This is a genomic window from Sporomusa sp. (genome assembly GCF_035561155.1).
Taxonomy (GTDB): domain Bacteria; phylum Bacillota; class Negativicutes; order Sporomusales; family Sporomusaceae; genus Sporomusa.
Genome location: NZ_DATMYD010000029.1, coordinates 1 through 2844, shown reverse-complemented (window position 1 = coordinate 2844; position 2844 = coordinate 1). Strand labels below are relative to the sequence as shown.

The following is a 2844-nucleotide window of genomic DNA, read 5'->3' as shown; positions in this document are numbered from 1 at the left end:
GAGCCCGTCAATCAGCAACTCTATTGATTTATCCAGCATTGCTCCTTTTAAAGGTATTAAATGCGGCGGAATAACAGCCTGATTGACAATTAGGCTCGCGATCCCCTGCGTGTGAGCCCAAATGCTGAAAGCAAGCAAATCAGGTTCGCAATTTGTTATCTCCTGATCTTTCATAATCGTTGTAATAAGCTGAACCACCGTATTCCAACACTCTATACCTGCCTCGTAAAGTTCCGGATATTCCCTGTAATCGGGGGCTGTAGGACCAAAAATCAGGCGGAACAGTTCAACTTCCCGTTGGGCAAAACCCACATAAGTTCTCGCTAACTGAAGCAGTTTTTCTTTAGAATCCTGGTGAATATCGGCTACGTTAAGCAAATCCTTTGACAAGATCCGGAATCCTTCTGCCGCAACCGAGGCAACGAGGGCGGTCTTATCTTTAAAATGATGTGCAGGCGCGGCATGAGATACGCCCGCTGCCTTGGCTACTTTTCTCAGCGTCAAACCGACAACACCGTCAACAGCAAGAATTTGCAACGCGGTTTGAATGAGAGCCTCCCGCAAGTTTCCATGATGATAAGGTTCTTTCGGTGTTATCATAATTCCAGAATGCTTATTGTCCATTGTATCTCCTTTCAATATTTTGGTAACGGCAATCTTGACACTGTCAAGATTGCCGTTGTATTATATAGGCATATAATGTATTGTATCACGCTTATTTAAAACCAGGAAAAAAGCTGCAAAAAAAATCATTATATGGGAGGTGGAAAAGTGTTTACCACTATTGTCCAAGGAATCCCTGTCGCAACAGATCAATCGTTGCTACCGGAACAAATTAATCTGATTATAGCAGAGTTGAAGCAGGCCTGGGCTTGGGAAGGCCGGCAGGTCAGAAGAGTAGAGATCATTTGCGCCGGACAGATGATTCATATTGAGTCATACGAAAAACCGGTTTTACAGTGCATACCTTTAGACTTTTACGAAATAAAAGGAGCATGATTGACTTTCCATCTTTAGGATATGCAGAACAGAGGTTGATATATTGTTGAAAATACAGAAAAAAGGGCTGTATTACAGTGTAAATACCCCGTCCCCATTGAAAGCTCCGTGGCTTTCACCGACAAATATTTGCCAACTGTCTAAACTCTAAATAATTTTGGTACCGAAAACTGAAACCAATGTCAATATATATGAAAAGCTTTTTCTAATAGACTCATCGTAATATTTTGATTTTCTATTGGTTTACACCGAATATAACCGTCTTTATGATGCGGAATACAAAATAATTCTTTTCCTATCGTTCTCGAAATACTACAATTACTATTAGCGGGAGGGAAAGTAATGGGGCGAAGCAAAGAATTTGAGGAAAGTGTAGTTCTCCAGAAAGCTATGGAATTATTTTGGAAACAAGGCTATGAAAAGACATCTTTGAGTGACTTAGTAAAGCATATGGGAATCCATCGTAGAAGTTTATATGATACCTTCGGTGATAAGCATACATTGTTTTTAAAAGCGATAGATTGTTTCGGTGAATTAATAAAAGCCAGACTAAAATCTGAAATTTCAAGCGCAGAAACAGCAAAACAAGCTATACAGCGTATTTTTGACCTTATGCTCGAAGGAAACGGGGATAGGCCATTGGGTTGCCTATTTATAAACTCAGCAACTGAGATGGCACCCAGAGATAAAGAAGTAGAAGAAAAGGCGAAAGATGCATTTATGCAATTAGAGCATCTTCTTGCGGATCTTATTCGTAAAGGACAGCAAACAGGCGAATTCCCGTGTGCATATGATGCTGAAGTTTTAGCAGAAAACTTGCATAATACTTTAATTGGGATTCGGGTACTTGCAAGAACCTCAGCTAGTAAAGAAAAGTTACGTCGTATAGCGGATTTTTCCTTAGCAATATTGAATAAATGAAGTTTTTTTATTTAGATTAGAATGATCGTTCTCAAAAAACGTACTTACACTCTTGAAAATCGTGTTTCACAATAAGCATGTATATTCAACTATATATTCGTTACGCGAAGGAGCGAGTTTACTTGAAAACATTATTTGATCAAACAGCAAAGGAGAACCACTGCAAGGATATGAATGACCACCCTTCAATAAAGCGCTTATAACGAAAGAAAGGCGTCAGCGGTACCCCACGCGAGCGCCCCTAGTCTCAGCGCCGTTCAATTACGTGAGATGTGCCTTGAATTAGGCGCTGATGATGTGGGTTTAGCGTATCAATTAGGTTATGAAGATTAATTGCGCATATATATATGGAATTTTGATTTGGGAGAGGTTAAGGAATGAGTAATGATTCTAGTGCAGGTTTTAGACAATGGAAACGATCTAACTCAGTACGTCAGGGCCGATGCCAAAATGTAACCGGTCGCCGCTTTGCTTTGTTTGCCATTATTGTTCTGTTATCGCTTTTATTGACTGCATGCAGCGGAAAGGTACAGACTGATCCGCGTACACAGGCACCGTTGGTCAGGGTCGCAACTGTTCAAAATGCCGCATCGACGTCCCGGGCTTTTACAGGAATCGTTGCTGCGCAGGTGCAAAACGACTTGGGTTTTCGCGTCTCGGGTAAGGTGTTGGAACGTCTTGTTGATATGGGCCAGACGGTCAGGCGCGGACAACCGCTTATGCGAATCGATCCGACTGATCTGGGTCTGGCGGTGCAGGCGCAGGAAGAGGGGGTCGCGGCCGTACGAGCGCGGGCGCGGCAGACGGCACAAGATGAAGTCCGGTATCGCGCTTTACTGGCGACCGGAGCGGTGCCGGCCTCGACCTACGATCAGATGAAAGCGGCGGCGGATGAGGCTAAGGCGCAGCTCAGCGCCGCTACGG

At 43.1% G+C, this 2844-nt stretch carries 4 protein-coding genes; 3 read left to right on the top strand and 1 reads right to left on the bottom strand.

Features of this window, described 5'->3' with window-relative positions; translation table 11 throughout:
- Window positions 1–624: TetR/AcrR family transcriptional regulator (locus VN447_RS04415; RefSeq protein WP_325523209.1), on the bottom strand; the 624-nt coding region annotated here is incomplete at its 3' end.
- Between the two features lie 147 nt (window positions 625–771).
- Between VN447_RS04415 and VN447_RS04410 the strand changes: the two genes are divergently transcribed.
- The 3 genes from VN447_RS04410 to VN447_RS04400 all read left to right on the top strand — a co-directional run.
- Entirely contained in the window at window positions 772–999 is a 228-nt protein-coding gene (locus tag VN447_RS04410; RefSeq protein WP_325523207.1) for a hypothetical protein, read from the top strand.
- 342 nt (window positions 1000–1341) lie between these two features.
- Window positions 1342–1920 (top strand): TetR/AcrR family transcriptional regulator, encoded by a 579-nt coding sequence (locus VN447_RS04405; protein WP_325523205.1) that lies wholly within the window; start codon window positions 1342–1344, stop codon window positions 1918–1920.
- 377 nt (window positions 1921–2297) lie between these two features.
- On the top strand, window positions 2298–2844 hold a 547-nt coding region (locus VN447_RS04400), incomplete at its 3' end, for an efflux RND transporter periplasmic adaptor subunit (protein ID WP_325523203.1).